Source organism: Lactobacillus hominis DSM 23910 = CRBIP 24.179 (assembly GCF_000296835.1).
GTDB lineage: Bacteria > Bacillota > Bacilli > Lactobacillales > Lactobacillaceae > Lactobacillus > Lactobacillus hominis.
The window spans coordinates 42,787-66,980 of record NZ_CAKE01000015.1; the positions used below are offsets into that span (position 1 = coordinate 42,787).

Below are 24,194 nucleotides of genomic sequence, written 5' to 3' on the forward strand. Positions count from 1 at the left end.
TTTTTGTTTAAGTAGATGGGGAGCAAAATGAGTGAAGAATCAATTTTACAAGGCTTAAATAAGCAGCAAAAGCAAGCTGTTCAATGTACTGAGGGTCCGCTGCTTGTAGTAGCAGGAGCTGGAAGTGGTAAAACTTCAGTTTTAACTAGAAGAGTCGCATATCTTATTGAAGAAAAAAATGTAGCTCCTTGGAATATTTTGGCGATTACTTTTACCAATAAAGCAGCTACTGAAATGCGCGAACGTGTCCAAAAATTATTAGGTCCAGTTGCTGAAAGTATCTGGATGTCGACTTTTCACGCACTATGCGTGCGTATTTTACGTCGCGATGCAGATAAGATTGAATATTCTAAGAACTTTTCAATTGCCGATTCAGCTGAACAATTGACTTTGGTTAAGCGAATCCAAAAAGAATTTAACATTAACCCTAAGATGTATGATCCAAAGGCAATTTTGGCAACTATTTCTAATGCTAAAAATGACTTAATGGATCCAGATGCATTTGAAATGCAAGCTAAAAGCCCATTTGAGAAAGTAACTGCTAAAGTTTATCGCGAATATCAACGTCGTTTAAAGCGCGATCAAATAATGGATTTTGATGACTTAATTATGCAGACTTTAGTTTTATTTAAAAAAGATAAGACAACTTTGCATTATTATCAAAATAAATTCCGCTATATCTTAGTTGACGAATATCAGGATACTAACCAAGCCCAATATGAGCTCTGTCATATGTTAGCTGCGCAATATAAAAATATTTGCGTGGTTGGGGATGCCGATCAGTCAATTTATGGCTGGCGCGGCGCTAATATGAATAATATTTTGAACTTTGAAAAAGATTATGATAATGATGAAGTTCACACTATTAAACTAGAGCAAAATTATCGTTCAACAGGCCACATTTTAGATGCGGCTAACTCTGTGATTAAGCACAATGCTTATCGTAAACCTAAAAAGCTTTGGACTGACCGTGGCGAAGGTCAGAAGGTAAATTACTATCGTGCCCAAAGCGGCAATGATGAAGCGCACTTTATTGTTTCTAAAATTCAAGAAGAAATGAAAAAAGGTGATCGCAAATATAAAGATTTCGCCGTGCTTTATCGTACTAACGCTCAATCTCGTAACGTCGAAGAAGCTTTTGTTAAATCTAACGTCCCATATAAAATCGTGGGTGGTCATAAGTTCTACGACCGTAAAGAAATTAAAGATATTTTGAGTTACTTAAAGATCGTTGCTAACCCTGCTGATTCTATGAGTTTGAATCGGATTATCAATGTGCCAAAACGTGGGATTGGTCCAACGAGTATGGCTAAATTCAATAGCTTTTTAAACGAAAATGATTTTTCTGTTTTAGAAGGTTTCCAAAATTTGGCTTTAGCTCCAATTACTGGAAAAGCTGGTAAGACTTTTGCTGAATTTGGTGCTAATTTAGAAGATACAATTAAGTATGCGAAAGATCACAGCGTAACAGGTATTACGGAAAAGATTTTAGAAGATTTTGGCTATAGCGATGCCTTGCGAAGCGAGCACACCATTGAAGCTGATACGCGTTTAGAAAACTTGGATGAATTCTTAACTGTTACTAAGCGTTTTGATGATAATTATGAGCCAGAAGATGAAGATTCAACTCCTTTGGGCGATTTTCTATCAGAAGTTACTTTATTAAGCGATCAAGATGATTTAGAAGATCAAGAAAACCAAGTAGCTTTAATGACTTTGCATGCAGCTAAAGGACTAGAATTCCCAGTTGTCTTTTTAGTAGGGATGGAAGAAGGCTTATTCCCATTAGCTCGCTCGGCTCAAAGCGATAGCGAACTTGAAGAAGAGCGTCGTTTAGCTTACGTGGGAATTACGCGTGCTGAAAAAGAATTATATGTCACAAATGCCTTTTCAAGAATGCTTTATGGACGTCCACAAAATAATCCAGCTTCACGTTTTATAGGTGAAATTGATGATAAGGATATCGAAGATATTTCGCCAAATAATAGCATTATTGACGTTTCATCACATGCCTTCACTAAGCAAACCATACCTTTTGCTAAACGAAGCGAAAGAGCTCACGCTCAAGTTTATACTGCTAAAAAAGCATCAGGTGCGGTTGGCGCTGACAAAAAGTCTTGGAATGTTGGTGATCAAGTTGAACATAAGGCATGGGGTAAGGGCGTTGTTGTCAAAGTTAATGGTACAGGCGAAGATATGGAACTTGATATTGCCTTTTCTGGTAAAGGAATAAAACGCCTTTTAGCTGCCTTTGCACCAATTAAAAAGCTATAATTAAGAAGAACTGTTTTTTACAAAGGATAAAAATTATGGCAAAGATATCATTGCAACAAGCGCAAGAAAGAGTTTCAGAATTAAGAAAACAATTGAATAAATGGGCTGATGCATATTATGCAAAAGATGCGCCAGTTGTTGAAGATAATGTTTATGATAAGAGCTACAACGAACTAGTTCAATTGGAAAATGATTTTCCTGAATTAAAGAGTGCGGACTCAATTACGCAAAGAGTAGGTGGTGAAATCAAAAGCGATTTTTCTAAAGTTGAGCACCCAATTCCGATGCTGTCGATGGGGGATGTCTTTTCTAAGGAAGAACTAAAAGAATTCGATAAAAGAATTCAAAAAGCTATCGGACACCCTGTTGCTTATAATGTTGAATTAAAAATCGATGGACTTTCGCTTTCTTTGGAATATCAAGATGGAAATTTAGTCAGAGCATCTACGCGTGGAAATGGACGAGTAGGTGAGGATGTGACCGCCAATGCGCGTTTTATTAAAGATATTCCACAAACTTTACCTGAAAAAATCACGACTGAAGTTCGTGGCGAATGTTTTATGGGTAAAGAAGAATTTGCTCGTTTAAATGCGCAAAGAGATGCGGAAGGTGCGCAAATTTTTGCAAATCCGCGTAATGCAGCTGCAGGATCTTTGCGTCAATTGGATGCCAAGATCACCAAAAAACGCGATCTCAGCACTTTTATTTATACTTGGGTTAATCCACCGCAAGACATTACGAGTCAGCACCAGGCAATTAATGAGATGGCAAAATTAGGCTTTCACACTAATCCTACTGGTCAAAAATTAGAAAACCTGGACGAAGTTTTTAAATTTATCGATGAATATACTCAAAAAAGAAATAGCTTAGCTTATGGTATTGATGGTATTGTTTTAAAAGTCGACGATTTATCGCTTCAGCATGATTTGGGCAATACTGTCAAAGTGCCACGTTGGGAAATCGCTTATAAGTTTCCACCTGAAGAACAAGAAACAATTGTCCGTGATATTGTTTGGACAGTTGGACGTACTGGAGTAGTTACGCCGACGGCTGTCATGGATCCAGTTCAACTGGCTGGTACAACTGTTTCGCGTGCCGTGCTTCACAATCCTGATTTACTTAAAGAAAAAGATGTCAGAATTGGCGATACAGTATTGTTACATAAGGCTGGCGATATCATTCCCGAAATTTCGCAGGTAGTCTTATCTAAAAGACCTAAAGATAGTAAGCCTTATGAAATTCCTACAAATTGTCCGTCTTGTGGTGAAAAATTAGTCCATCTTGAAGGCGAAGTTGCTTTAAGATGCGTTAACCCAATGTGTCCGGCGCAAGTAGAAGAAAGAATTACGCACTTTGCCTCGCGTCCAGCGATGAACATCATGGGATTAGGACCTAAAATCGTTAAGCAGCTTATTGAAAAAGGTTTTGTAAAAGATGTAGCTGATTTATATCATTTAACTAGCGATCAATTAAGTCAGTTAGAGCATTTTAAAGATAAGGCAATTAATAATTTATTAACTTCGATTAATAATAGTAAGCAAAATTCGGTAGAATTGCTTTTGTTTGGTCTAGGAATCGATCACGTTGGAGCAAAAGCTGCACGTTTAATTTCTGAAAAATATAAAAACTTAGGAAAGATTATGGAATTGACCGTGCCAGAATTGACAACAATCGATACAATAGGAGAGACGATTGCTGATTCGATAGTCGAATACTTTAAACAGCCACAAGCTCAAAAGTTAGTTCAAGAATTGCAAGATGCTGGCGTAAATATGGATTATTTAGGGCCAGTAGACAGCGAAGTTAGTGATAATTTCTTCAAAGATAAGACAGTTGTTTTAACTGGAAAGCTAGCTGATTTTACAAGAAGCGAATTTACCAAAAAATTGCAAACTCTTGGCGCTAAAGTGACTGGGTCTGTTTCTAAAAAGACAGATTATGTAATTTATGGTGAAGATGCTGGGTCTAAATTTACTAAGGCTCAACAATTAAATGTTCCAACTTTGACAGAACAAGAAGCAATTGCCCAAATTAATAAATAGAAGGATTTAAAAAATTGGAAAAATTTTTAAAGATAACTGCTATTTTAGGAGCGCTTGTATCATTAAGTGCCTGTGGTAATTTAAAAAATTCTGATTTAGCCAATAACCCTACCACCTCTACTAACAAGCAAAAAAGCTATCAGACAACTAGTACTAACAATAATGGCTACAATGTCTTGTTAAAAGATGGTAAGTATTTAACTAGCCCGATCGAAGGGATGACTGCTAATACTAGCGATAATTCGGTTGATACTAGAGCTTTGGAATCAGGACTTATTAATTTATCTAAAAACCAATTTTCAACTAGTCGTTACGTCTTTCAAGAAGGACAAGAGCTTTCTACAGGAACTGTAACAGATTGGCTTGATCGAAAATCTAAAGATAATAAAGAAGGACTGAATCCAGTTAAAAGCACTGGCAAAAAAGCCTATGCTCCAATTATTTTGGATCAGATTTTAGAACAAGATTATTTGTCTAAATCTGGATCAAGCTATAAATTAGGCGGTATGAGTTTAGGTTTAGCGCTAAATTCAGTCGATTATTATACTGAAGGCAAAAAGGGCGTTGAAAAACACGTAGATATTTCTGATGCTCGTCAAAATGAATTTGGTAAAAAAGCAGCTAACGATATCGTGCATCGTTTAAGAAAACACAAGGCTACTAAGAATATTCCTATAATGATCGGTTTATTTAGAAAAACTGATAAAGATTCTCTTGTTGGAGGGAATTACTTTGCATATGGAATTGCAAGCGCAAATAGTAGTAAAATAAATGAATGGAAAACAGTCAATTATCGCAGTCAAGTATTGCCAACTGTTGGAAATGAAAAAGCAATTAATTCTACTGATGCAGCTGCCTTTAGTAATTTTAAAGCAGCCGTGCAAGGTTACTTTCCTAATATTAGTGGGGTAACAGCAACTGTGCGCTACCAAGGTAAAGAATTAACGCAGATGAATATTAACATTACCACGCAATTTTTCGGATATGCTCAAATACAGAGTTTTTCAAGATTAGTGGCTTCATCTGCTAAAAAGTATTTGCCATCGCATGCACCAGTTGAAATAAAGATTAATTCGGTAAATGATATTCAAGCTTTAGTTGCAAAGAATTCCGCAGATGACAGTTACTATGTCCACGTCTTTGGCGGTGAATAGGAGGGCAAACGTTGAAGATTACAAAAGAAAATATAAACCACGTTGCAAAATTATCGCGACTTGAATTTAGTGATGATGTAATAGATTCATTTACAAAACAAATGGGTGACATTATCAATATGGCAGATCAATTAGCTGAAGTTGACACTGAAGGTGTTGAAGAAACAGTGCAAGTGGTTGATCGTGACACTGTCTTCAGAGAAGATAAGCCAGAACATTGGGAAAGCAGAGCTGAATTAATGGAAAATGTTCCTGAAAAGGCTGACGGATTCATTAAGGTACCAGTGATTATTGATAAGGATGATAACGAGTAATGAATTACTTAAATGAAAACATTGACTCTTTAAATAAGAAATTAAAAGACGGTGAAGTTTCAGCTGAAGCTTTAACTAAAGATACAATTGAAAACATCAAAAAGACTGATGAAAAGTTAAATGCTTGGATTACTGTAAAAGATGATGCAAAACCTGCTGAAAATCTTGATTTTGAAGCTAATAAATTAGCCGGTATTCCAATTGCCATTAAGGATAATATTATTACTAACGGCATCAAGACTACTGCAGCAAGTCACATGCTTTACAATTACATGCCAATGTATGACGCAACTGTTATTAGCAAGTTAAAGAGAGCTCAAGCTACTTTAGTTGGTAAGACTAACATGGATGAATTCGCAATGGGTTCATCTACTGAACACTCATACTACGGCCCAACTCATAACCCTTGGAATTTGGATAAAGTTCCTGGTGGATCATCTGGTGGTTCAGCAGCTGCTGTTGCTAGTGGTCAAATTGTAGCGGCACTTGGTTCTGATACTGGTGGTTCAATTAGACAACCAGCCGCATTTAACGGGATTTTTGGTATTAAGCCTACTTACGGCAGAGTTTCTCGTTGGGGATTAATCGCATTTGGTTCTTCATTAGACCAAATTGGTGTAATGAGCAAACGCGTAAAAGATTCAGCTGAAGTTTTAAACGTTATTTCTGGTCCAGATGAACATGACTCAACTGTTTCTGAAAAAGAAGTCCCAGACTTTACTAGTTTTATTGGTCAAGATATTAAAGGCCTTCGTGTAGCTGTTCCAAAAGAATACATGAGCGATGCTGTTGATGAGGGCGTCCGTCAAGCAGTTCAAGACCAAATCGAAGTCTTAAAGCAAGCTGGAGCTATCATTAACGAAGTATCTTTACCACATACTAAATATGTTGTGCCAGATTACTACATCATTGCTTCTAGTGAAGCATCTTCTAACTTACAAAGATATGATGGTATTCGTTATGGCTATCGTGCAAAAGACACTAAGAACTTATTAGATGTTTATGTAAAATCTAGAAGCGAAGGCTTTGGCGAAGAAGTTAAACGTCGTATTATGCTTGGTTCATTTGCTTTATCAGCTGGTGCATATGACCGCTTCTTTAGACAAGCTGCTAAAGTTAGAACCTTGATTTGCGATGACTTTGACAAGATCTTCAAAGATAATGACGTTATCGTTGGACCAACAACTACTACGCCTGCATTTGGTATTGGCGAAGAAATTTCTGACCCAATCAAGATGTACAACAACGATATTTTAACTATTTCTGCTAACTTAGCTGGTATTCCTGCTGCTAGTGTTCCTGCTGGTTTAGTTGATGGAATGCCTGTTGGTTTGCAAATTATGGCTAAGCGCTTTGACGAAGGCAGTATCTTTAAGACTGCAGACTTTATTGAACGTAGTAACAAGTTTTATGAAAAAACACCAGCCGGAATGGAGGATTAATTAATGAATTTTAAATCGACAATCGGACTAGAAGTCCACTTCGAATTAAAGACTAAGAGTAAGATTTTCTCTCCATCACCAGTAACTTATGGGGCAGAAGTTAACACCGCAACTAACGTAATTGACTGGGCTATGCCTGGTGTTTTACCTAAGTTAAATAAGGACGTTTACCGTTTAGGTATTATGGTTGCTTTGGCAACTCACGCACATATTTTGCCAACTACTCACTTTGACCGTAAGAACTACTATTACCCTGATAACCCAAAGGCTTATCAGATCACTCAATTCTTCCAACCACTTGCTCGTGATGGATATATTGAAGTAGAAGTTCGTGGTAAGAAAAAGCGCATCGGCATTCACGAAATGCACATCGAAGAAGATGCTGGTAAGAACACTCACGGCGCTAACGGTTATTCTTATGTTGACTTAAACCGTCAAGGCGTGCCATTGCTTGAAGTTGTTTCTGAACCTGATATGGAAGATCCAGAAGAAGCTTACGCATACTTAACTAAATTACGTCAAATCGTTCAATTTACTGGTGCATCTGACGTTAAGATGGAAGAAGGTTCAATGCGTGTTGATACCAACATTTCTATACGTCCAGCAGGTCAAAAAGAACTTGGTACCAAGGTCGAAATGAAGAACTTGAACTCATTTGACCACGTAAGACGTTCTCTTGCCTACGAAGAACAACGTCAACAACAAGTTTTGCTTTCTGGTGGTAAAGTTCAACTTTCTACTCGTCGTTTCGATGAAGCTACTGGTAAGACTGTGTTAGAGCGTGTTAAGGAAGGCGACGCAGATTACCGCTACTTCCCAGAACCAGATATTGCACCATATCACATTAAACAAAGCTGGATTGATGAAATTAAAGAAAGTCTTCCAGAATCACCATTTGAGCGTCGCAAGCGCTACGTTGAAGAATATGGCATTAAGGAATATGATGCCGACGTTATTTTGCAAACTAAGGAAAGTTCTGACTACTACGATGCAGCAGTTCAAGCTGGTGCGGATCCAACATTAGCTGCTAACTGGTTGAACACTCAAATTAATGGTTACTTGAATGAAAAACAAGTAGGTATTAAAGATATCAAGCTTACTCCAGAACATTTAGCAGAAATGATCAAGATGATCAAAGATGGTACCATTTCAACTAAGATCGCTAAGAAGGTCTTCCAAGAATCTATTGAAAATGGTACTGATCCTAAGAAATACGTTGAAGATAAGGGTATGGTTCAATTATCTGATGTTTCTGTTCTTGGGCCTATGGTTACTAAGGTTGTTGATGACAACCCACAATCTGTTGAAGACTTTAAGAATGGTAAAGATCGTGCAATTGGTTTCTTAGTTGGTCAAATCATGAAGCAAACTCGTGGTAAAGCTAACCCTAAGGTAGTCAACGAGTTATTGAACAAAGAATTACAAAGTCGTTAATATTTGAAAGGTGAAGACAATGGTAAAAAAGGCAAGATTGATTTATAATCCTGTTTCTGGCCATGAGCAAATGATCTCGAATGTGGCGGACATTTTAAATGTGTTAGAGCAAGCTGGCTTTGAAGCCAGTGCTTATCGAACCACGCCAGAACCATTGTCTGCCCAAAACGAGGCTAAACGTGCTAGTTTAGAAGGTTTTGATTTAATCGTGGGTGCCGGTGGCGATGGAACAATTAGTGAAATTGTTAATGGTATTGCGCCTTTAGAAAAAAGACCTAAATTGGCAGTTATTCCGGCTGGAACGACTAATGACTTTGCTCGGGCATTAAAAATCCCGCGTGACAATTTAGTTGATAGTGCCAAAGTCATCTTAAAAGGTAAAACACAAAAGATGGACATTGGTCGTGCTGGCGACAAGTTCTTTATGAACATTGCCGCTAGTGGCTCTTTAACTGAATTAACTTATGGAGTGCCTTCAGAATTAAAATCTGTCTTAGGTTATAGCGCATATCTTTTGAAAGGTGCAGAGATGCTTCCGCATATTTCGAGTAATAAGATGCGTTTAACTTATGATGATGGAGTTTATGAAGGCGACATCTCAATGTTTTTATTAGGGATGACCAATTCGATTGGTGGTTTTGAACGCATCATGCCAGATGCCCAATTATCTGATGGTTTATTCCAGTTAATTGTGGTTAAGACTGCTAATCCAATTGATATGCTTCGTTTAATGGCGATGGCTTTAAATGGAAAGCATATCAATGATCCACAAGTTATCTACACTAAGACTAAAACCTTAAACGTTGAAGTTTTAGGTGACACTAAAGATGGAGATAAGATTCCAGTTAACTTAGATGGTGAAGTTGGGGGCTATCTTCCAATTGACTTTGAAAATCTAAAACAGCATATTGAATTTTATGTTGGATGAAATAAAACGCTTCTTGTATCAAACGATGCAAGAAGCGTTTTTTTGTTTGCACTAAAAATTTAGTTGTCGTTATTGCTAAAGCCAAATATTTCTAAAAACTGTAAGAATAAGTTAACAAAGTCTAAGTAAAGCTGCAATGCACCAAGCACGGCCAAGCCGTTAGGAGAAACTTCAGATCCGAATTGTAAGAAAATATTTTTCATTCTTTGTGCATCCCAGGCAGTTAAAATCGTAAAGATAATGACTGCAATAAATGAAAAGATGTAGTCAACCATCGGATTTTTCAAAAATAGGTTAATTAGCATTGCTACTATTAAACCAATTAAAGCAGCCGAAGCATATGATCCTATTCGGTTGAGATTTTTCTTGGTTACAGTCCCAATAATTGCCATTGTTACAAATACAGCAGCTGATGCAAAGAATGCACAGGCAATATCTTGCCCAGTATAAGCTCCAGCAATAAAGGCAAAGGTAACGCCATAAATTATTGCTGTGATCATGAGCAAGATGAAACTAGTTACTGGACTTCGCGTAGCATTGAAGCTGATTGCAAAAGTTAAAACGATTGGCAAAAGCAATAAGAGCCACATTGCCCAGCGGTGCTGCATCATAAAGCTCGCCATTGGTTTAGCGAAAACTGTCATTGTAAGATAAGCAGTTAGTGCTGAAACAAAAACGGCTAAGGCCATGTAACCATACATTTTACTTAAAAATGAATTTAGAGCAGAGACGTCAATAATGGAGCGTCTACCGTTTTCAGGTGAAAAATTGTCCATATGAAAGCCCTCCTAATTAGTTGGTATATTATTCACCTTTACCTTAACACGAATATAATTCAAAATAAAAAAGAAAGAACCGCGATTTTTGCGATTCTTTCTTTGATTAAGAATGTAATTATTTAATTGTTAATCTCTGTCACTTCCAGCAAAAATTTGAATGAAGTAAATGAAAATATTGATGAAGTCGAGGTAGAGATTCAAAGCTCCCACAACTGCTAAGCCCGTTGTAGAAACTTGGCCTTCAGTTTGAAGGTACATGTTCTTCATTTTTTGTGCGTCCCAAGCAGTTAAGATAGTGAAGATGATTACGCCAATGTAAGAAAAGACGTAGGTAACCATTGGGTTCTTTAAAAACATATTGATTAAAGTTGCTACAACTAAACCGATTAAAGCAGCAAATGCGTATGAGCCTAAATTAGATAAATCTTTTTTAGTAGTTGTACCTAAAAAAGCCATGGTAATGAATACTGCTGCAGCTGACACAAAGGCATAGGTGATATTTTGACCAGAAAAGACTAACGCTAAAATTGAAAATTCAGCGCCATATACAGCAGCCATCAACATTAATAAAAATAAACTTAATCCAGGTGAACGCATTGACTTAGAGCCGATTAATAAGGTTAAGACAATTGGCACACCTAAGAATAATACATAAAGCATAATTTGATTTTGAGATACTAAGCGAAGCATTGGCACTAAGTAAGTGTATGGCGCAATAAAGGCAACAAATGCTGAAATTAAAACAGCCAGCGTCATGAAGCCATACATTTTAGTCAAAAAACTGTTCAAACCTGTGGTGGCATTAACGCTTGTACGTTGAGGTTCTTGTGAGAAGTTATTCATTATATAATCCTCTTTTCAAAATAAAGATTGTTATTTATATAGTATTTTACTTTCTTTATAAAAGCAAGATGAATCACATAATTTATAGATATATTATCTATTTTAGATGAAAACGGTTACAAAAATTTGATATAATAGTAATATTAATTTTTATACGGAGGTGGCTATGGATAAAGCACGTGATCAAGTTTTAGCTTATATTAATCAATTAAAAAATGATCAGCCTTTAACTACAAGTCAACTTGCATCTGACTTGAACCTTTCTCGCTCAGTAATTAGCCATTACTTAAATGATTTAGCTAGCGATGGAGAGGTTCAAAAAATTGCTGGACGCCCAGTAAGATGGCAACGCAATTCAACTACTATACTTAATCGAAATACTTTTAAAAACTTCATTGGCTATCGTGGTTCGATGCGTCATGTAATTAGTCAAATTTCGGCAGCTGTTTTATATCCACCCGATGGCTTGAATATTTTAATTACTGGTCATTCTGGCGTGGGTAAAAGTTATTTAGCCAGTAAAATTGCCAAGCTTGCAAAAGATAAAAAAGTAATCAAAGCTGATGCACCTTATATTGTTCTTAACTGCGCTGATTATGCCAATAACCCAGAGCTTGTTTCTAGTATGTTATTTGGCTATGTCAAAGGTGCATATACTGGGGCTGATGAAAGTAAAGATGGACTACTCAAGCAGGCTAACGGTGGCTATTTATTTTTAGATGAAGTTCACCGCTTAAGTAGCGAAAATCAAGAAAAGTTGTTTTCCTTCATTGATTCGGGTGAATTTTATGCCATGGGAGACAATGTTAAGCCAATTAAGTCAAAAGTGCGCTTAATTTTGGCCACAACAGAAGATCCTGAAAAAGTGTTATTGACGACTTTTTTAAGAAGAATTCCCGTCCATGTTAACTTGCCAGATTTCATTAAACGACCGATTGATGAACGTTTAGAGTTGCTACGCTATTTGTTTTATCAAGAAGCGCAAACGATAAATAAAAAGATTGAAGTTGATAAGTATGTGGTTTCAGCACTTTTACAAATTAAACATACCGGTAATATCGGGTATTTAAAAAATGTAATTCAAGTGTCGTGTGCTGCTGCTTATAATGAACAAGCTATGAGTGATGTCATTCGCTTAGAAATGTCGAATCTGATGTTAACGGACTTGCCAAGATTTGAAGATTACTCAAGCATTTTTGTGGATCCGCAAAAACCACTTGAGCGTCATCAATCTAGTCTGATACAGCGTAGTTTAAAAGATATAGAAAATCAATTAGAAGGCTTACAAGAAAATTATTCTCATGATGCAGCAATTAAGTGTAAGTTAGCTATTCAAGGTCTGAAACAATTTGTTCCAGAATGGGTATTAAAATCAGGTCTGCACTTGCAGCACCAAGGTTTATTTAACAAAGTCGTGCAAAAGCAGTTTGGCTTAGGTCAGACAGGTTATTTAGAACCAGTACTATACTTGCTTTATAGTTATCATTTTGAGATTGATGAAAAAATCATCCAATTATTAAATGAGAAGTTTTCGAACCTTATTCCACGTGCTTTGCATGTTGCGCGAACTTTCTATAAAAAATTGCCGCAATTAACTGAAAAAAGCGATCAATCTTTGATCTTAATTTTGGCATTGCTTTTGAGCGATCATGTGGATGAAAATATTCAGCTGCGTGGCCTGATGGTGGCGCACGGCCATAGTACGGCTACCAGCATTCAGACAGTGGTCAATTCACTATGTGGCACTTATATATTTGATGCAATTGATATGCCAGTTGATACAGGTGTCGAACCAATTATTGAAGAAACTAAAAAATTGATTTCTTCATTTAATACAACTAATGGATTTATCTTAATGGTTGATATGGGGTCATTAAGTCAGCTATATTCAGAAATCAGTTCGCATTTAGATGGTGATTTATTAGTAGTTAATAATTTAACGACTTTGACGGCACTAGATTTAGCTTTAAAAATGCAGCAAAATCAGCCATTTAAGCAAATTGCCCAAAATGCGGAATCTGAATATGGTATTGAAGTGCAATATTATGAAGGTTTTTCGCAATCACCGAATATCTTGATTTCTTGTATTTCAGGTTTGGGAATTGCGGAAACTGTCAGTAAGATTATTCAGCCATTTTTACCAAGTCAAATTAAGGTAATTCCGGGTGATTATGCGTCTTTAAAAGAAAAAATTAAGAGCCAAGATTGGTCGTACTTTGATCGAACCTTGTTTGTGCTAACAACGCTAGATATTTTAGAGCCAGTAGGCTTTAAGCATATGAATCTTTATAGTCTGCTTGATACAAGTGGTGAAAATAACCTTAAGAAGTGGTTAGCACCTTATATGACGAGTCAAGAAATTGAAACTTTTAGTCAGCAAATTCTACGTTTCTTTTCTAAAGAGGGAATTTCAGAAAGACTATCATTTCTTAATCCGGATGTTGTTATTCGCCAGGTTGAAGAAATTAACAGTAAATATGAGAGTTACTATGGCCTGAATTTAGATGGAAAAGTAAAACTAAATCTTTATATGCATATTGCTTTAATGATTGAACGACTTATGGTGCAAAAAACTGCCGAAATTAAAGTTGAACCGAAAACTGAACAAGAAAAAGATTTCTTTAATATTTCGCATAGTATTTTTCAGCCAGTTGAAATGAAATATAATATCAAAATCTCAAACTATGAGATTTCTTTGTTATATGAGCTATTTAGACAGTTTATTGAAGCAAAACTATAAGTAATAAATCATTGAGCAATTAGTGTTTAATGATATACAAATAAAGTGTTTAAAGTTTAAACACTTTATTTTTTTTGCCGTTATGATAGCACTTAACACACTTGGCACGTTTTTTGCTAATAAATAAGTGTAAAAGATAAAAAGGAGAGGAGATAAAAACTATGACAGATATTTTAATTGCAAGTCATGGACATTTTGCTAGTGGCCTTCAAAGCTCTATCGAAATTCTAACTGGAATGGGAAAACAAGTGAAAGTCATTGATGCTTATGTTGATGATACTGACTACACTCCCCAGATTGAAGAATTTATAAAAAGCGCTAAAAGACCAGCAGTAATTTTTACTGACTTAAAAGGAGGTAGCGTAAACCAAAAAGTAACTTTAAAAGTTGCTAACGAAAAAAGCATCTTTATTGTTACACAAATGAATCTGGCAATAATTATGTCAGTTCTTTTGGATAGCGAGCCATTAACGCGTGAGCACTTAGAAGAATTAATTAAGCAAAGTCAGGTGGAATTGCTTGAAATGCCTGAAGCAAAACAAGAAAAAGAAACCGTAGATGATTTCTTTGGATAAATAATCAAATTTAAAGGAGAAAGAAATATGATTGCACAATTACGAGTAGATGATCGTTTAATACATGGACAAGTGGCATTAGTTTGGACCAAGGAATTAAATACGCCGGGAATCGTAGTTGCAAATGATAATGCAGCAAATAATGAAATGGTTCAAATGACATTGAAAATGGCAACGCCAACTGGAAAGAAACTATTAATTAGAAACGTTGACGATGCAATTAAGGTCTTTAACAATCCTAAAGGCGCAAATATGAGGATTTTTGCCTTAACTAATAATGTTCAAGATGCGCTAAAGATTGCTGAAAACGTTAAAGATATTGAAGGAATTAACGTCGCAAATGTTGGACGTTTTACTAAAGATGCAGACAACGCAGTTCAATTGTCTTCAACTTTGATGATGACTCCTGATGAATTAGAGGCTTTGAAGAAGTTAGCACAAATGGAAATTCCAGTATTTCACCAAATTGTGCCAAATAATGCAAAAACTCCAATTTCTTCAATCTTAAAAGATGCAAATTAGTTAGATAGGAGGAAAAATTATGTTACATACAGCGACGTTAGCTGCCCTTTGTGTATTTATCTGTCTGGGTGGCAACTGGCTTTGGGGCCAGACGATGATTGAAAGACCGCTAGTTGTAGGAATGGTTGCTGGAATGATGTTCGGCGACATTAGAACTGGTATTTTAATCGGTGCTTCTTTGGAAGCTATCTTTATGGGAGCCGTTGATATTGGTGGTGCCATTTCTTCAGAACCTGTAACTGCTACTGTACTAGCAACAACTTTTGCCATTACTTTGGGCGTTGATACTAAGGCTGCTTTAGCCTTGGCCGTTCCAATTGGTGTGTTTGCCGCATTTATCTCAATGTTTTTGAAGAACGTTGTAATGAACATCTTCGCTCCATTAGTAGATAAAGTGGCTAGCGATGATAATCCTAAGGGATTGCCGCGGTTGCACTTTGGAATGTGGTTTGCTAATTACTTTACTTTCTCACTTGCAACTTTCTTTGCAGTATTAGCTGGTGCTCGTCCAGTGCAACACTTGGTAAATCAAATTCCTGCTAACTTAATGGCTGGACTCGCTGCAACCGGTGGTTTGCTTCCTGCAGTTGGTTTTGCAATCTTGATGAGAATGTTATGGAGTAAAGAATTATCACCATACTACTTTTTAGGATTCGTTTTAGCTGCTTACTTAAAACTACCTTCAGTAGCTGTAGCAGCTCTTGGAATTATTATCGTAGTCTTACAATGGATTCGCGATAAACAAATTATGAACATTGAAAACAAGCAAAAGGCTGCACCAGCAACTAGTGCACCTCACTTAGAAACAACTGATGCAATGGATGAAGAAGAGGAGGACTTTTTCTCATGAAAATAACTAAGAACGTCTCACCTGAAGACAAAAAAATCATTAATAAAATCTTTTGGCGCTCCTTCACGGTATTTGCAAGTCGTGCCGGTGCCACTAAGGCTCACGCTCCTGGTTTTATGTATTCAATCATGCCAGCTTTAGACGAATACTTTAAAGACGATAAAGAGGGCCACCGTAAGGCCATGATGCGTCATACTACTTGGTACAACATTACTCAAAACGTTGGTACCTTCGTAATGGGACTTGTTGCCTCAATGGAAAAAAAGACGGCGCAAGATCCAAACTTTGATCCAGATTCAACCGTTGCCATTAAGACTTCTTTAATGGGTCCATTATCAGGTATTGGTGACTCAATTTTCTGGGGAGTTTTAAGAGTTATTGCTGCTGGTGTTGGTATCAGTTTAGCAAGTCAAGGTTCGATTTTAGGACCAATACTTTTCCTATTAATTTACAACATTCCCTCAATTGCAACGCGTTACTACTTAACTTACATGGGTTTTACTGTCGGTGATACCTTCATTCAAGATATGTACAAAAGCGGCAGTATGAAGTTACTAAACAAAGCTGCTTCAACACTGGGATTACTGATGATTGGCTGTATGACAGCTACGATGGTTAAGTTTGAATCAAAACTAAGTATTCCTATCGAAGGCGGTAAGCCAATCAAGATTCAAACGTACCTTGACCAATTATGGGTTGGCTTAGTTCCATTAATTGTTACTCTAGTATGTTACTGGCTTTTATCAAAGAAAGTTAATGTTAACTGGATCTTACTTGGAGTATTAGTTCTTTCAATTGCTTTAGGTTTGCTTGGGGTGGTTTAGATGCATATGGCCGTGACACTTCCAGAAATAATTTTGCGCTTAACATTAGCTGTGTTAATTGCCAGTGTCATCGGTTATGATCGTGAACATAAAAATCGACCTGCTGGTATCAAGACACATGCTCTAGTATGTGCTGGAGCATGTATCATCGCCTTGATTCAAGAAAAAATTGGTTATGATGCAATTCAAATTGCAATTCAACAACCAAAATTAGCTGGAATCGTGAGAGCTGATGAGGCAAGATTAATTGCACAAGTTGTTTCAGGAATCGGATTTTTAGGTGCTGGAACTATCCTAGTGCAACATCGAACAGTACTAGGTTTAACAACAGCTGCTAGTCTTTGGGCAGTAGCTGGGATTGGACTGGCAATTGGTATGGGAGATTATATAATCGGAATTGCAGGCGCAATAGCTGTAGTACTAGTTTTAGTTTTTTCAAAGAGATTAATTCAAGTACACGCTATGAAAAAGCTTGAAATTCAATATAAACATAAAGTTGAAACCAAAGAATTTATTCAACATTATTTTGAAAAGCATCATATTACTGTAACTAACGTAAACTTCAAGGTTACGCAAAAGCCAGAAGGATTAATATATGTTAATATTTATGATATAGAAATTCCACGTTCGCTAAATTATGCGGATATTATCGAAGATATATCAATGAATAAAAATATAATGCGGATCCAAATGGTAAGTATTTAGTTATAGTAAGGAGAAAAGCCGATGTCACAGTCTCAAAAAATGGCACTCAAAGTGCAAGAAAAGCTGGTGACACGGCTTTTTTTGTCGGCAAAATTAAGACAAAATCTGACGGTTTTGAGCTATAGTAGCAATGACCTAAAAAAAGTTATTACAGATTTTAGCGAAACCAATCCTTTTGTCAGCTTAAAAAGACCAAAAAATGAACTACAAAATCTTGATTGGATTACTAGCCCTGATGAAGAAAATCTGCTTGATCATTTACTCAGTCAGGTGCGACTTGCAGATTGGGATCAAAGAGATAAAAAAATTATTACTTTTTTGATCTATCAATTAGATAGTGATGGCTATTTGAGAATTGAGTTGTCAGATTTAAAGCAAAAAACGGAATTTTCGCTTGATCAGTTAAAAAAAACAATCGATAAATTGCATCATTTAGATCCATTAGGAATCGGCGCTTATAACTTGAATGAATGTCTTTTAATTCAGGCGCAAACTAAGGAAAATTTTAACGAAGTTGCTTTAGATATTTTGAAGAATAATCAATTAGAAAAACTCGCTGATCCGCAGGGATGGAATAACTTTAAGTATAGCAAAGAAGAATTATTAGTAGCTTTAAGTGCTATTAGAACTTTAAATCCAGCTCCGGCTAGTGCATTTGATACAAGCCAAGCGCAATATTTGATTCCTGACTTGAGGTTTGAATTTGAAGGAGAAGATTTGCTCGTTTCATCGTCTAATTTTGATTTACCAGAATTAGTTTTTAATGAGCAAGAATTTGCAAATATGCAAAAAAATAGCCAAGGCAGCGATAAACAATATTTTCAAAAACAGAAGCGCGATTTTACCGAATTAAAGCAAGCTATTGCTCAGCGCGAGCAAACATTGATCCGTCTTGGGAAATACATTGGTAAAGTGCAGCGAAAATACCTTAAGAGTTTAGATTTACAAGATTTGGAGATTTTGAATTTAGAACAAACTGCACGTGATTTAAATTTAGCAATTAGCACTGTCAGCCGTGCAATTAAAGATAAGTACGTTGAATGTCAGGGCAAAATCTTTAGTTTGAAGCTTCTTTTCCCAAGAAAAAGCGTAGGAAAATTAACTTCACAACAGGTTGAATTATTAATTGAAGAGCAAATAAAAAATGAGAATAAAGCTAATCCATTAAGCGATGATCAATTAGTTGCAAATATGCAAAAAAATAAAATTAATTTGAGCAGGCGCACGGTTGCTAAATACCGAAAATGCCTGGGAATAAAGAACAGTTATCAAAGAAAAACGGCCGAAAACTAAGTTTTCGACCGTCTTTTTTGCAAATATGCAAATTATTTTTTATCTTCAGCCCATTTTAAACCGATACCCGTTACACCAGATAGGATTGAGAATACGGGCGATAACAAACTAAAGAAAGTAAATGGAATAAATGCTAGAACTGGAACGCCTAAAGTTGAAGCGGCAAATGAACCAGCAACGCCCCAAGGAATTAAGTAGTTAATTACGCTACCGCCATCTTCAAGCACCCGACTTAAAGCGAGAGGAGAAAGCTTAATCTTATCGTAAGCGGGTTTAAATGCCCGTCCTGGCAAGATAACTGACAGGTATTGTTCACCGACAAATAAGTTAATACAAATTCCAGATAAGATGGTGACAGTAATTAAGCGACCAGGCTTTTTAAGGTGCTTAACTAAAGGTTCCATCGCACTTTGAACAATGTTGAATTTCATGAGCATTCCACCTAAGGACAAAGTAGAGATAATTAAAGCAACTGTTGCCATCATGCTAGAAATACCGCCACGAGTTAAAAGAGCATTAACATTTTTATCGCTAGTTTTAGCTACAAAACCATTCATTACTAAGTCGTTAAGACTGCCTAATGCAATGTGTGGATTTTGAATGAAAATCATAATTACGGTAATTGTAATATTGATAAATAAGGTAGGAATAGCTGGAATTTTTCGCCAAGCACAAATTAACATAGCAATGATTGGCAGGACTGCCCACCAAGAAATAGTGAAGTTTTGCTCTAGAACATGAGCGGTTTTTTCGATTTTAGTAGGATCCATCTTGCCGCTGTTACCTAAGATCCAGAATAAAATAAATGAAACTAAGAATGAAGGAATTGTTGACCACATCATATTTTTAATATGGGCAAATAGTTCACTTTCAGCTACTGCTGATGAAAGATTGGTTGAATCAGATAATGGAGACATCTTATCACCAAAAACAGCACCTGAAATAATTGCTCCAGCAACTAAGGCTGGGTTAGCATTCATACTTGCTCCAATTCCAAAGAGCGCGATTCCGACAGTTGAAATTGTAGTAAAGCCGCTTCCGATGGCAACTCCAACAATTGAACAAACTAAAAAGACAGAGGGAACAAAGAAGTTGCCACTAATTAATTTAAATCCTAAAACCATAATGGAAGGAATAATTCCTGCTTGAATCCAAACGGCAATTAAAGCCCCAATCAAAATGAAAATAAAAATTGGAATAATCGCAACGCTAATTCCTTCTTTGATCCCATCTTGAACGTCTTGCCAGCTAAAGCCACGAAGTCGTGCCCAAAATGTTAAAAGTAAAACGGTGAATAAAACTGGAACTTCGGGAGAAATTCCAAAGTGAATAACCGCAATTCCCAGAATGATTAGCAAAACAGCTAAGATAATAATTGATTCGCTAAACTTAACTTTCTTTTTTTTCATATTTCTTCTCCAAATAAAAAGTCCCGCTGACAAAAATGTCAACGGGACGAAATAAACCGTGGTACCACCCTAATCCTAAGTAAAAACTTAGACTCTATCAGGAGATAACGGTTCTGAATATGACCGAACAAAATTGACTTTCGCTGTAATTCAAAGAACTTGCCTGACTGGTTCGCACATCACCACCAGCTCTCTGACGCCTAACAAGCTTTCTACTAGGACGAATATTGTTGTCAATTATGATAGCAAGATTAAAAAACTCTGTCAATATTTTTGGTGTAAGAAATTTTGAATTTTTAGTATGATATAAAAAGATATAAGTGTTTGTAAAAAAGGACAAAAATTATGAAAAAGAACGAAATTGTAGAATTAGATATTACCGACTTATCCTACGAAGCAATGGGAGTTGCGCATTATGAAGGGATGACGATTTTCGTCAATAATGCGCTTCCTGGTGAAAAAATCAAAGCAAAATTGTTAAAGATTAAGAAGAATTTTGCTTTTGCCAAAATAGAAAAAATTATCAAAGAATCGCCTGATCGCGTAAACGTGAAGCTAAACCATTGGGTTCAAACTGGCCTAGCTTCGCTGGCTCATATTAAGTATGATAAGCAATTAGAATTCAAGCGCAATCAAGTGGTTAATTTATTGCACAAGGCTGACTTAGATAAAATTGAAGTAGGTCAAACTTTACCTAGTCCCCAAGAAGTGGGATATCGTAATAAAGCGCAAGTACCAGTCAGAAAGGTAAAAGGACAGCTTGATATCGGCTTTTTCAGACGTCATTCGCATGATTTGGTGCCGCTAACTAATTTCTTTACTACGGATCCAGAAATTGACCGCGTTTTAGTAGCGGTGCGCGATATTTTGCGTAAATACAATGTGCCAGCCTATGATGAAATTCATAATAAAGGCGAGATTCGCTATCTTGATGTGCGTCGATCAAAAGCAACTGGCGAAATTATGGTGATTTTGGTTGCCTTGCACAAGGATTTTGAGCATTTACAAGATATTACTCAAGAAATCAGCCAAATTGATAAAGTAACTAGCATCGTGCTCAATCATAATCCGAAAAAGACCAATGTGATTTTGGGTAAAAAGGATTATTTGCTTTGGGGTGAACCTCAAATTACCGACAAAATTGGGGATGTTAGTTTCAAGATTTCCCCGCAAAGCTTCTTCCAGATTAATTCACTGCAAACTCCACGCTTGTATGACTTGGCAATTCAAAAGGCCGATCTTAAACCAGATGACGTTGTAATTGATGCCTATTCTGGAATTGGAACGATTGGTTTGTCAGTTGCTAAGCATGTGAAGGCAGTGCGAGGGATGGAAGTTATTAAGCCGGCTGTTGACGATGCTAACGCAAATGCCAAATTAAATGGGATCACGAATGCTGAATATGTTGTCGGTAAAGCTGAAGAAGTAATGCCTCGCTGGGCTAAGGAAGGACTTAAGACAGACGTGATTTTTGTCGATCCACCAAGAAAAGGATTAACTCCAGAATTTATTGACGCGGCTGTTGAAACTGACCCTAAGAAGATTGTTTATATTTCATGTAACCCGGCAACAATGGTTAGAGATCTGCAATTGTTCCAGGAGCAGGGCTATGATTTTAACGAGATTGATCCTGTGGATATGTTCCCTCAAACTCCGCATGTTGAAGCAGTAACGGTTTTGGAGAAAAAATAAATAGAATTATGATAAGAAAGTTACAACAAGCTGATTTAGATAGAGTCATGGAAATTTGGTTGAATAGTAACAAAGATGCTCATTCCTTTATTAGTGAAGAGTACTGGCAATCACATTATAATGAAGTGCGTCAACAGTTATTGCAAGCAGAAGTATTTGTTGATGAACAAAATGCAGAAATTCGAGGTTTTATAGGATTAGTAGATAATTATATTGCGGGATTTTTTGTTGATAAAGACTATCGTTCTTTTGGCGTAGGACACTATTTAATTAAGTATGTAAAGCAACGACATAACGAGTTGATTTTAAACGTATATCAAAAGAACTTTCGAGCAGTTAATTTTTATAAGAGAGAAAATTTTACTGTTGTATCCGAGCAGAAAGATGCAGAAACTGATGAAATTGAATTTTTGATGTCTTGGAAAAAACCTAATTAATGACAAATGACTAATCAAACTTATCTTCAAAAATAAGATTGATTAGTCATTTTTTAGTTATATAGTAATCTTTTATATGACAGAAAAGAAAAATAAGAATAAGCTATTAATAGATAAGATCGTGTTATGGCTTGAGCAGTAAGTGAAAGGAATTAGTTATGCATCGAAAAAAAGTTGCTTTAATTGTTGTTTTGGTGCTCTGCATTGCTGCGCTATTTTTATTCATTGTTCCGTCAGGTGACAGAATAAATCCAGGACTTAAGAGTTCGCAAAGACAGTTAAAAGATTATATGAAGTCGCACCACATTAACGGCTTGATGATTGTTAGTGGCAAAGACGGCAAGCCAATTGTCATTATGAATAATGAAACATCTAATAAAGATGAAATAGTGAGGTCAGATCAGCTATTTCCGACTGCATCTTTACAAAAGATTATGACAGGAACTGCGATTTATAATTTACAGCAAAAAGGTCAGCTAGATTGGAATACGCCTTTATCTAAGTATTATCCACAAGTTTCGGGCAGCAGTGATATAACGATTCGAGAACTAATGAATCATACAAGTGGTTTAGTTAACAATGCACGTCCATCTGAGCCACTTAAAAATCAAGATGAGCAAATTGACTTTATGCTTAAACATATGCAAAACGACCATCTTCACACTTGGGACTATCAAGATGTAGACTACGAATTGTTAGCAGCAATTATTAGTAAAGAAAGTGGTGTAAGTTATAATTCATATATTCAGAAAAATTTTGCTAAGCCATTAAAATTGCACCAAATCAAAGATTACTCTGAAGTTAAGCAAAATGAAGTTCCTCAACCAATGGGCGGAAATGTTAACTGGCACAAGGTTGTTGTCACAACATCTTCTGATTTTGGTGCTGGTAATTTATTTATCTCGCCAGAAGATTACTGGAAGTTTGTGTATAACAAGGTGTTAAAAGATCCGAAGATGATTAATGAATATGCTCAGCAGGCTAAGCATCAAGAAGTGGCTTATTTTGGCGGAGTTTATTTTAAAGGTAACGTAATTCGCGCTGAAGGAAGTATTCCCGGCTATAATTCTTGTTTTGTCGCAAATTATAGAACGAAAGAAATGATTATGCTATTTTCTAATAATATTAATTATTTAACTTTGAAGAGAGCATCTGATTATTTGCTTCATCATTATATGGGTGAAGGATTTGGATTGTAGGAATGAGTTTGAAAAGGGAAAAGTATGAAAAAGTTTGAATATCAAAATAAAGAAAAGAATTTTAAAGCTTCAGCAACGTTCTATAATTTTTCAGAGTCAAAAGAAATTTTGAAAAATAAGATAAAGAGCCTTAAGTTATCTTGGCCAATTAAGATTAAAATAGAAAAGTAAGCTAATTATGGATAAAAACATGTCAGAACTAAATCTCGAACTACAAGATACACAATGGCCTAGAACCTATATAGATCATGATCGACAAATTGTTCGAGCAATTGTAGTTGACGATCAACAAAAGTATTACTTTGTAAAAGTGCAAAGAGATGATGATTTCGGTAAAGGAACCTTCATTGAAACGTCTGGTGGCGGAGTTGAAGCAGGCGAAGACTTAACTACAGCACTTAAGAGAGAACTAAGAGAAGAACTAGGTGCAAATGTTGATATTATTTGTAAGATTGGCACGGTAAGCGACTACTATAACTTAATTCATCGCCACAATATTAATAATTACTATCTATGTAAAATAAGTTCTTTTGGTCAAAAAAATTTAACGCAAGCAGAAATTGAGGATTTTCATTTATCGACTTTAAAGTTAACTTATGAGCAAGCAGTTGATGCGTATGAAAAACAAACTAATACTAAGTTAGGACAATTAATTACTAACCGAGAATTACCAGTTTTAAAACGTGCAAGAAAACTGTTACTGCATAAATAGCATGGCTATCATTCATAGTTTAGTCA

The 24,194-nt window shown here is 36.1% G+C and carries 22 protein-coding genes; 19 read left to right on the top strand and 3 right to left on the bottom strand.

The window, feature by feature from the left end:
• The first annotated feature begins 27 nt into the window (after nucleotides 1-27).
• Genes pcrA through BN55_RS06280 form a run of 7 tightly spaced genes read left to right on the top strand, consistent with a single transcriptional unit; the run spans nucleotide 28 to nucleotide 9,588 of the window.
• Nucleotides 28-2,274 (top strand): DNA helicase PcrA, encoded by a 2,247-nt coding sequence (gene pcrA / locus BN55_RS06250; RefSeq protein WP_008471128.1) that lies wholly within the window; start codon nucleotides 28-30, stop codon nucleotides 2,272-2,274.
• 35 nt (nucleotides 2,275-2,309) lie between these two features.
• Nucleotides 2,310-4,316, top strand: a complete 2,007-nt coding sequence (gene ligA, locus BN55_RS06255; RefSeq protein ID WP_008471129.1) for an NAD-dependent DNA ligase LigA — start codon at nucleotides 2,310-2,312, stop codon at nucleotides 4,314-4,316.
• A gap of 14 nt (nucleotides 4,317-4,330) precedes the next feature.
• On the top strand, nucleotides 4,331-5,470 hold the full coding sequence (locus BN55_RS06260) for a CamS family sex pheromone protein (protein WP_008471130.1): 1,140 nt from the start codon (nucleotides 4,331-4,333) through the stop codon (nucleotides 5,468-5,470).
• Between the two features lie 11 nt (nucleotides 5,471-5,481).
• Complete coding sequence (gene gatC, locus BN55_RS06265; protein WP_008471131.1) at nucleotides 5,482-5,784, top strand: Asp-tRNA(Asn)/Glu-tRNA(Gln) amidotransferase subunit GatC; 303 nt, start codon at nucleotides 5,482-5,484, stop codon at nucleotides 5,782-5,784.
• On the top strand, nucleotides 5,784-7,226 hold the full coding sequence (gene gatA, locus BN55_RS06270) for an Asp-tRNA(Asn)/Glu-tRNA(Gln) amidotransferase subunit GatA (protein ID WP_008471132.1): 1,443 nt from the start codon (nucleotides 5,784-5,786) through the stop codon (nucleotides 7,224-7,226). The genes gatC and gatA overlap by 1 nt, the downstream gene beginning before the upstream one ends.
• 3 nt (nucleotides 7,227-7,229) lie before the next feature.
• Nucleotides 7,230-8,660, top strand: coding sequence for an Asp-tRNA(Asn)/Glu-tRNA(Gln) amidotransferase subunit GatB (gene gatB, locus BN55_RS06275; protein WP_008471134.1), 1,431 nt, complete (start codon nucleotides 7,230-7,232; stop codon nucleotides 8,658-8,660).
• Nucleotides 8,661-8,679: 19 nt separating this feature from the next.
• Entirely contained in the window at nucleotides 8,680-9,588 is a 909-nt protein-coding gene (locus BN55_RS06280) for a diacylglycerol kinase (protein ID WP_008471135.1), read from the top strand.
• Nucleotides 9,589-9,647: 59 nt separating this feature from the next.
• Here BN55_RS06280 and BN55_RS06285 read toward each other — a convergent pair whose 3' ends face one another.
• Together BN55_RS06285 and BN55_RS06290 are read right to left on the bottom strand one after the other, a co-directional pair.
• Entirely contained in the window at nucleotides 9,648-10,364 is a 717-nt protein-coding gene (locus BN55_RS06285; protein ID WP_008471136.1) for a Bax inhibitor-1/YccA family protein, read from the bottom strand.
• Nucleotides 10,365-10,493: 129 nt separating this feature from the next.
• Complete coding sequence (locus BN55_RS06290; protein WP_008471137.1) at nucleotides 10,494-11,210, bottom strand: Bax inhibitor-1/YccA family protein; 717 nt, start codon at nucleotides 11,208-11,210, stop codon at nucleotides 10,494-10,496.
• A gap of 166 nt (nucleotides 11,211-11,376) precedes the next feature.
• On the opposite strand from BN55_RS06290, the gene BN55_RS06295 reads away from it, so the two are divergent.
• From BN55_RS06295 to rpoN, 7 genes are all read left to right on the top strand, one after another.
• Entirely contained in the window at nucleotides 11,377-13,950 is a 2,574-nt protein-coding gene (locus BN55_RS06295) for a sigma 54-interacting transcriptional regulator (protein WP_008471139.1), read from the top strand.
• A 161-nt stretch (nucleotides 13,951-14,111) separates the two neighbouring features.
• On the top strand, nucleotides 14,112-14,525 hold the full coding sequence (locus BN55_RS06300; protein WP_008471141.1) for a PTS sugar transporter subunit IIA: 414 nt from the start codon (nucleotides 14,112-14,114) through the stop codon (nucleotides 14,523-14,525).
• Nucleotides 14,526-14,552: 27 nt separating this feature from the next.
• Nucleotides 14,553-15,047 (top strand): PTS sugar transporter subunit IIB, encoded by a 495-nt coding sequence (locus tag BN55_RS06305; RefSeq protein ID WP_008471142.1) that lies wholly within the window; start codon nucleotides 14,553-14,555, stop codon nucleotides 15,045-15,047.
• A gap of 19 nt (nucleotides 15,048-15,066) precedes the next feature.
• Nucleotides 15,067-15,897, top strand: a complete 831-nt coding sequence (locus BN55_RS06310; RefSeq protein ID WP_008471143.1) for a PTS mannose/fructose/sorbose/N-acetylgalactosamine transporter subunit IIC — start codon at nucleotides 15,067-15,069, stop codon at nucleotides 15,895-15,897.
• Nucleotides 15,894-16,721: a PTS system mannose/fructose/sorbose family transporter subunit IID gene (locus tag BN55_RS06315; RefSeq protein ID WP_008471144.1), complete on the top strand. Its 828-nt coding sequence runs from the start codon at nucleotides 15,894-15,896 to the stop codon at nucleotides 16,719-16,721. The genes BN55_RS06310 and BN55_RS06315 overlap by 4 nt, the downstream gene beginning before the upstream one ends.
• A complete protein-coding gene (locus BN55_RS06320; RefSeq protein ID WP_008471145.1) occupies nucleotides 16,722-17,426 on the top strand; it encodes an MgtC/SapB family protein in 705 nt (234 codons plus the stop codon).
• A gap of 21 nt (nucleotides 17,427-17,447) precedes the next feature.
• The gene (gene rpoN, locus BN55_RS06325) at nucleotides 17,448-18,719 is read left to right on the top strand and encodes an RNA polymerase factor sigma-54 (protein ID WP_008471147.1); all 1,272 of its coding nucleotides are present in this window, start codon (nucleotides 17,448-17,450) and stop codon (nucleotides 18,717-18,719) included.
• A gap of 32 nt (nucleotides 18,720-18,751) precedes the next feature.
• On the opposite strand, the gene nhaC is transcribed toward rpoN, so the two are convergent.
• Entirely contained in the window at nucleotides 18,752-20,128 is a 1,377-nt protein-coding gene (nhaC, locus tag BN55_RS06330; protein WP_008471148.1) for a Na+/H+ antiporter NhaC, read from the bottom strand.
• 345 nt (nucleotides 20,129-20,473) lie between these two features.
• Here nhaC and rlmD point away from each other — a divergent pair, with 345 nt between their 5' ends.
• From rlmD to BN55_RS06350, 5 genes are all read left to right on the top strand, one after another.
• Nucleotides 20,474-21,820: a 23S rRNA (uracil(1939)-C(5))-methyltransferase RlmD gene (rlmD, locus tag BN55_RS06335; RefSeq protein ID WP_008471149.1), complete on the top strand. Its 1,347-nt coding sequence runs from the start codon at nucleotides 20,474-20,476 to the stop codon at nucleotides 21,818-21,820.
• 8 nt (nucleotides 21,821-21,828) lie between these two features.
• A complete protein-coding gene (locus tag BN55_RS06340) occupies nucleotides 21,829-22,257 on the top strand; it encodes an N-acetyltransferase (RefSeq protein WP_008471150.1) in 429 nt (142 codons plus the stop codon).
• Between the two features lie 158 nt (nucleotides 22,258-22,415).
• Nucleotides 22,416-23,456 carry a serine hydrolase domain-containing protein gene (locus BN55_RS06345; RefSeq protein ID WP_008471151.1) on the top strand — a complete coding sequence of 347 codons (1,041 nt, stop codon included), beginning with the start codon at nucleotides 22,416-22,418 and terminating at the stop codon, nucleotides 23,454-23,456.
• A gap of 24 nt (nucleotides 23,457-23,480) precedes the next feature.
• On the top strand, nucleotides 23,481-23,627 hold the full coding sequence (locus BN55_RS10150) for a hypothetical protein (protein ID WP_008471153.1): 147 nt from the start codon (nucleotides 23,481-23,483) through the stop codon (nucleotides 23,625-23,627).
• A gap of 19 nt (nucleotides 23,628-23,646) precedes the next feature.
• Nucleotides 23,647-24,168, top strand: coding sequence for an NUDIX domain-containing protein (locus BN55_RS06350; RefSeq protein WP_008471155.1), 522 nt, complete (start codon nucleotides 23,647-23,649; stop codon nucleotides 24,166-24,168).
• The last annotated feature ends 26 nt before the right edge of the window (nucleotides 24,169-24,194 follow it).

Excerpts from the sequence above, each read along its gene's own strand:
- pcrA (WP_008471128.1), top strand. The coding sequence starts at position 28 with ATGAGTGAAGAATCAATTTTACAAGGCTTAAATAAGCAGCAAAAGCAA.
- ligA (WP_008471129.1), top strand. The coding sequence starts at position 2,310 with ATGGCAAAGATATCATTGCAACAAGCGCAAGAAAGAGTTTCAGAATTA.
- gatA (WP_008471132.1), top strand. The coding sequence starts at position 5,784 with ATGAATTACTTAAATGAAAACATTGACTCTTTAAATAAGAAATTAAAA.
- gatB (WP_008471134.1), top strand. The coding sequence starts at position 7,230 with ATGAATTTTAAATCGACAATCGGACTAGAAGTCCACTTCGAATTAAAG.
- BN55_RS06280 (WP_008471135.1), top strand. The coding sequence starts at position 8,680 with ATGGTAAAAAAGGCAAGATTGATTTATAATCCTGTTTCTGGCCATGAG.
- BN55_RS06285 (WP_008471136.1), bottom strand. The coding sequence starts at position 10,364 with ATGGACAATTTTTCACCTGAAAACGGTAGACGCTCCATTATTGACGTC.
- BN55_RS06290 (WP_008471137.1), bottom strand. The coding sequence starts at position 11,210 with ATGAATAACTTCTCACAAGAACCTCAACGTACAAGCGTTAATGCCACC.
- BN55_RS06295 (WP_008471139.1), top strand. The coding sequence starts at position 11,377 with ATGGATAAAGCACGTGATCAAGTTTTAGCTTATATTAATCAATTAAAA.
- BN55_RS06300 (WP_008471141.1), top strand. The coding sequence starts at position 14,112 with ATGACAGATATTTTAATTGCAAGTCATGGACATTTTGCTAGTGGCCTT.
- BN55_RS06305 (WP_008471142.1), top strand. The coding sequence starts at position 14,553 with ATGATTGCACAATTACGAGTAGATGATCGTTTAATACATGGACAAGTG.
- BN55_RS06310 (WP_008471143.1), top strand. The coding sequence starts at position 15,067 with ATGTTACATACAGCGACGTTAGCTGCCCTTTGTGTATTTATCTGTCTG.
- BN55_RS06315 (WP_008471144.1), top strand. The coding sequence starts at position 15,894 with ATGAAAATAACTAAGAACGTCTCACCTGAAGACAAAAAAATCATTAAT.
- BN55_RS06320 (WP_008471145.1), top strand. The coding sequence starts at position 16,722 with ATGCATATGGCCGTGACACTTCCAGAAATAATTTTGCGCTTAACATTA.
- rpoN (WP_008471147.1), top strand. The coding sequence starts at position 17,448 with ATGTCACAGTCTCAAAAAATGGCACTCAAAGTGCAAGAAAAGCTGGTG.
- nhaC (WP_008471148.1), bottom strand. The coding sequence starts at position 20,128 with ATGAAAAAAAAGAAAGTTAAGTTTAGCGAATCAATTATTATCTTAGCT.
- rlmD (WP_008471149.1), top strand. The coding sequence starts at position 20,474 with ATGAAAAAGAACGAAATTGTAGAATTAGATATTACCGACTTATCCTAC.
- BN55_RS06340 (WP_008471150.1), top strand. The coding sequence starts at position 21,829 with ATGATAAGAAAGTTACAACAAGCTGATTTAGATAGAGTCATGGAAATT.
- BN55_RS06345 (WP_008471151.1), top strand. The coding sequence starts at position 22,416 with ATGCATCGAAAAAAAGTTGCTTTAATTGTTGTTTTGGTGCTCTGCATT.
- BN55_RS10150 (WP_008471153.1), top strand. The coding sequence starts at position 23,481 with ATGAAAAAGTTTGAATATCAAAATAAAGAAAAGAATTTTAAAGCTTCA.
- BN55_RS06350 (WP_008471155.1), top strand. The coding sequence starts at position 23,647 with ATGTCAGAACTAAATCTCGAACTACAAGATACACAATGGCCTAGAACC.